This window comes from Thauera aminoaromatica S2 (assembly GCF_000310185.1).
In the GTDB taxonomy this organism is placed as follows: domain Bacteria; phylum Pseudomonadota; class Gammaproteobacteria; order Burkholderiales; family Rhodocyclaceae; genus Thauera; species Thauera aminoaromatica.
The window spans coordinates 1-4,693 of record NZ_AMXD01000205.1 but is presented as its reverse complement, the minus strand read 5'-3'; the positions used below and the strand labels follow the sequence as shown (position 1 = coordinate 4,693).

Genomic DNA, 4,693 nt, shown 5'->3' with positions numbered 1-4,693 from the left:
GACGCCCGCCGCGACGACGCCCGCCGCGCCCGGCACGAGCGCGCCGAGCAGCAGCGCCCCCGCCAACCCGGGCGCGGCGAGCGCAGCCAGGGGCAGGAGCTGCGAATCCTTCGAGGCGGGAGCCTGGGGGGCTTGGGACACTTGAGGCTTCTCCACTTGTGCCGCACCCGCCTTGTGGCGCTGCGACGATTCCTGTTCCGTGCGGACTTCGCTCACGGAGCGCTCCGCGCGAAGATGGAACCCATCCGGGGAGTGCCGTTAAACTCCGCATCCGCCCGGGGTTTGCCGGCGGCATGCATTTCCGTCGCCTGCATGTTCCCGCTCCGGGGCGTCTAGGGACAATCGGTAAAATTCCGTGCATGCCCCTAGGGGATTGGACTAGTCGGAAAGCAGGAGCAGGCTCATCGAGACGGAGGGATTCGCGTGCTGATCCGCAGGCAGCAATGGGCGATCGCGATCGCGTCGCTGATCACCGTCGTGGTCGCCACGGGGCTGTGGATCGCGAACAACCTGGCCTTGCGCGCCGAACTGGAGCGCGGCCGCATGTCGGCGCAGATCGGGCCGGTGGGCGCCGCGCAGATGCGCTCGCGCATCTTCGAGTTCCTCGCCGAGCCCTCGCCGGCCGCGCGCGCGCGCTGGTACGAGAGCCACCAGGCGCTCGGCGCGCTGCTCGCGCCCGCGCTGATGGACGGCACCCCCGGCGAGCCGATCATCGCGGGCCTGCGCGCACGCCACGCGGAACTGCCGGCGCTGTTCGAGGCGCTCGCCGCCGATCGCCTGCGCGAGGCCGCGGGCAGCACGCCGACGCCCGAGTTGCTCGACGCGCAGCGCATGGCCTCGGTGCACTTCATGGAGGCGACGCAGCAGGTGGCCAGCGACACCTTGCGCCTGCTCGATCTCGGCCAGGCCCGGCTGGAACGGCTGCATGCCGATCAGGAGCGCCTGATCGCGGGCCTCATCCTCGCACTGGGCCTCGTGATCGGCCTGGAGCTCTTCCTGGTGCATCGCCGCATCCTCGATCCGCTGCAGGAACTGCACAAGGGCGCGCGGGCGATCGAGAAGGGTCACTACGAGCACCGCCTCGGCATGTCCGGCAAGGACGAGATCGCCCAGGTCGGTGCGCAGTTCGACCACATGGCCGACGCGCTCGGCGAGACCCTGCAGGCCCTGCACCAGCAGCGCAGCCAGCTCGAACTCGCCAACCGCGAGCTGGAGAGCTTCAGCTACTCGGTGTCGCACGACCTGCGCGCACCGCTGCGCGGCATCGGCGGCTGGGCGCAGGCGCTCGAGGAGGATCACGGCGCCGCCCTGCCCGTGGAAGCGCAGGAATACCTCGCACGCATCCGCGGCGAATGCGCGCGCATGAACCTGCTCATCGAGGACCTGCTGCAGCTGGCCCGCGTCACCCGCAGCGAGCCGTCCTTCGAGTGGCTGGAGCTCGACCTGCTCGCCCGCGAGGTGGCCGAGCGCGTGCGCGAGAGCTGGCCGGGGCGCGACATCGAGTTCGTGATCGCCCCCGGGCTGACGGTCTGGGGCGACCGCCGCCTGCTCGGGATCGCGCTCGCCAACCTGTGCGACAACGCCTGCAAGTTCACCGCGCGCGTGCCGCGGGCGCGCGTCGAACTCGGCTGCCGGGAAATCGTCGATCCCCTCGGCACGCGCGTGCTGCGGCAGTATTTCGTGCGCGACAACGGCGCGGGCTTCGACATGAAGCACGCCGCCCGGCTGTTCGTGCCCTTCCAGCGCATGCACTCGCAGCGCGAGTTTCCCGGCACGGGCATCGGGCTGGCGATCGTGCAGCGTATCATCCAGCGTCACGGTGGCACCCTGGAGGCCGAGGCGAGCCCTGGCGAGGGCGCCTGCTTCCGCTTCACCCTGCCGCTGCTGCCCGGGCCGCCGGCCCCTGCACGCAACGGAACGCCTGCCTGAGGCGAGCGCCTTGACCCCTCTCCCGAACTCCGCCTCCGCCCCCTCCCCGAGCTCGCCTGCGGAGTCTCGCACCGCTCCCGCGCCGCGCGCGCTCGCCGTGCTGATGGTGGAAGACTCCGAGAGCGATGCGCTGCTGGTGTTGCGCGCGCTGCGCCGAGCGGGCTTCGCGCCGCGCCATCGCCGCATCGAGGACGGCGCCGGAATGCGTGCGGCGCTCGTCGAGGAGACCTGGGACGTGGTGCTCTCCGACTTCAACCTGCCGGGGTTCGACGCGCGCAGCGCGCTCGCCGAGCTGCACGCGAGCGGGCTCGACCTGCCCTTCATCGTGGTCTCGGGCACCATCGGCGACGAGACCGCGATCGAACTGATGCGCCGCGGCGCCCACGACTACCTGATGAAGGACAACCTCGCCCGCCTCGCCCCCGCGATCGAGCGCGAGCTCGGCGAGGCGCGCGTCCGCGCCGAGCGCCGACGCGCGCTCGCCGCCCTGCACGACAGCGAGGCGGTGCTGCGCGAGGCGCAGCGCATCGGCGGGGTCGGGCAGTGGCGCAGGGACCTGCCGGGCGGCGCGCCATGGTGCTCGGACACCTTGTTCGCGCTCTTCGGCATGGCCCCTGTGGCGGGCGAGGATGCGCTCGACGCCCTGCTCACCCGCGTGCACCCGGACGACCTCGGCCGCCTGCTGCAGGCGCATCGCGAGCTCGCGGCCGGCAGCGAGCGCGTGGAACTGGAGTACCGCATCGTCCATGCCGACGGCAGCCTGCGCTACGTGCTCGAGTGCGCCGCCCGCAGCCGCGGCGTCGAGGCTGCGACGCCGCGCCTGATCGGCACGGTGCACGATGTCACCGCGCAGCGCGCCGCGGCCGAGGCCTTGCGCACCGCCAACGCGCGCCTGCGCCAGATGTCGCTGCGCGTGCTCGACGCCCAGGAGGCCGAGCGCCGTGCGGTGGCCTACGAGCTGCACGACCAGATCGGCCAGGCGCTGACCGCGGTCAAGCTCGACCTGCAGGCGATGACCCCGCATCTGGACGCCGGCCCGGCGGTGGCGCGCCTGGCCGCGGCCATCCACACCACCGAGGAGGCGCTCGCGCAGGTGCGCGGCCTGTCCCTGAACCTGCGCCCGCCGCAGCTCGACTACATGGGCCTGGAAGCCTCGCTGCGCTGGCACGCCGAGCGCGAATGCGCGCGCGCCGGGCTGGCGCTCGACTTCGCCGGCAGCGTGGGCGAGTTCAAGGCGGAAGAGCGCTGCGCGATCGTGTGCTTCCGCCTGCTGCAGGAGGCGCTCACCAACGTCGTCCGCCATGCGGCGGCGAAGCGGGTGCGCATCGCCCTGTCGGCCGCGGACGGCCGCCTGGACCTGGAGATCGCCGACGACGGCCGCGGCTTCGACCTCGCGCGCGCGCGCCGGCGCATGCTGGAGGGCGCCAGCGTGGGCCTGCTCGGCATGGAGGAGCGCGCCGCGCTCATCGGCGGCGAGGTCCACATCGACGCGGCGCCCGGCGCGGGCACCCGCATCCGGGTCAGCCTGCCCTGTACCGCACACGCCGCCGCGGCGTAGGATTCGGCCATGGAAGGAATGCGAGTTCTGCTGGTGGACGATCACAGCCTGGTGCGCGCGGGCATCCGCGCGCTGCTCGGCTCCATCGCGGGCGTGGCCGGCATCGAGGAGGCGAGCAGCGGCCGTCAGGCGGTCGAGCTGGCGGCGACGATGCAGCCCGACCTGGTGCTGATGGACATCGCGATGGACGACATGGACGGCCTCGCCGCCACACGCACGATCGCCGCGGCGCATCCGCACATCAAGGTGGTGATCCTGTCGATGCACGACACCGGCGACTTCTTCGAGCAGGCGCTGCGCTGCGGCGCGCGCGGCTACCTGCTCAAGGACGCCGCGGTGGCCGAGCTCGAGATGGCGATCGCGGCGGTGATGCGCGGCGACGTCTATCTGAGCCCGGCGGTGTCGCGCCACCTGGTGGGCAACATGCTCGCCCGTCCGCCCGAGGACGAACGCGCGGCGAGCGTGCTGACCCCGCGCCAGACCGAGATCCTCGAGCTCATCGGCAGCGGCCTCGGCACCAAGGAGATCGCCCGCCGGCTCGACCTCAGCGTCAAGACCGTGGAGGCGCACCGCGCGCAGATCATGGAGCGCCTGGGCGTGCGCGACATCGCCAACCTGCTGCTCGAGGCCGCGCGCCGCGGCCTCATCACGCTCGGCAAGCGCTCCACAACCCTAGACGCGCCTCGGTAATCCAAGGGATTGCCGCCACGGCCCGCCGGCTTATCATCGCCGCATGGACCGGAGTGCCGGAGTGCGCTTGCGGCCGCACCCCGCAATGGAAGGGCAAGCATGGGCGAGACCGTCAACCTGCTGATCGTCGAGGACAACGAATCCGATGCCGCGCTGGTCGTGCGCCAGCTCGAGCGCGCCGGCTACACGGTGGCGACGGCGCGCCGCGTCGATCGCGCCGCGGAACTCGGCGCCGCGCTCGAGGCCTGCGCGTGGTCCGCGGTGCTGTGCGACTACGCCCTGCCCGGGTTCAGCCCCGAGGAGGCCCTCGCCCAGGTGCAGGCGAGCGGCCTCGACCTGCCCTTCGTGGTCGTCTCGGCCTCGCTCGCCGACGAGGAGGCCGGCCGCCTGATGGCGCTCGGCGCACACGACTACGTGCACAAGCACGATCTCGCGCGCCTCGCCCCGGCGCTGGCGCGCGGCCTGGTCGAGGCGCGCGGGCGCCGGGCCCGCCGCCACGCTGAGGACGGCCTGCGT

Annotated in this window: 5 protein-coding genes; 4 read left to right on the top strand and 1 reads right to left on the bottom strand. The window is 72.7% G+C overall.

The features are described 5' to 3' along the window. On the bottom strand, window positions 1-216 hold a 216-nt coding region (locus C665_RS20795), incomplete at its 3' end, for a hypothetical protein (protein ID WP_157277062.1). Window positions 217-423: 207 nt separating this feature from the next. On the opposite strand from C665_RS20795, the gene C665_RS18440 reads away from it, so the two are divergent. The 4 genes from C665_RS18440 to C665_RS18425 form a co-directional block, all read left to right on the top strand. Beyond that, on the top strand, window positions 424-1,929 hold the full coding sequence (locus C665_RS18440; RefSeq protein WP_004326303.1) for a sensor histidine kinase: 1,506 nt from the start codon (window positions 424-426) through the stop codon (window positions 1,927-1,929). A 10-nt stretch (window positions 1,930-1,939) separates the two neighbouring features. Then, on the top strand, window positions 1,940-3,487 hold the full coding sequence (locus C665_RS18435; RefSeq protein WP_231570595.1) for a hybrid sensor histidine kinase/response regulator: 1,548 nt from the start codon (window positions 1,940-1,942) through the stop codon (window positions 3,485-3,487). 9 nt (window positions 3,488-3,496) lie between these two features. Further along, window positions 3,497-4,177 (top strand): response regulator, encoded by a 681-nt coding sequence (locus C665_RS18430; protein ID WP_012584960.1) that lies wholly within the window; start codon window positions 3,497-3,499, stop codon window positions 4,175-4,177. A 99-nt stretch (window positions 4,178-4,276) separates the two neighbouring features. Next, a partial coding sequence (locus tag C665_RS18425) for a response regulator (protein WP_004326297.1) occupies window positions 4,277-4,693 on the top strand: 417 nt, incomplete at its 3' end.

Excerpts from the sequence above, each read along its gene's own strand:
- C665_RS18430 (WP_012584960.1), top strand. The coding sequence starts at position 3,497 with ATGGAAGGAATGCGAGTTCTGCTGGTGGACGATCACAGCCTGGTGCGC.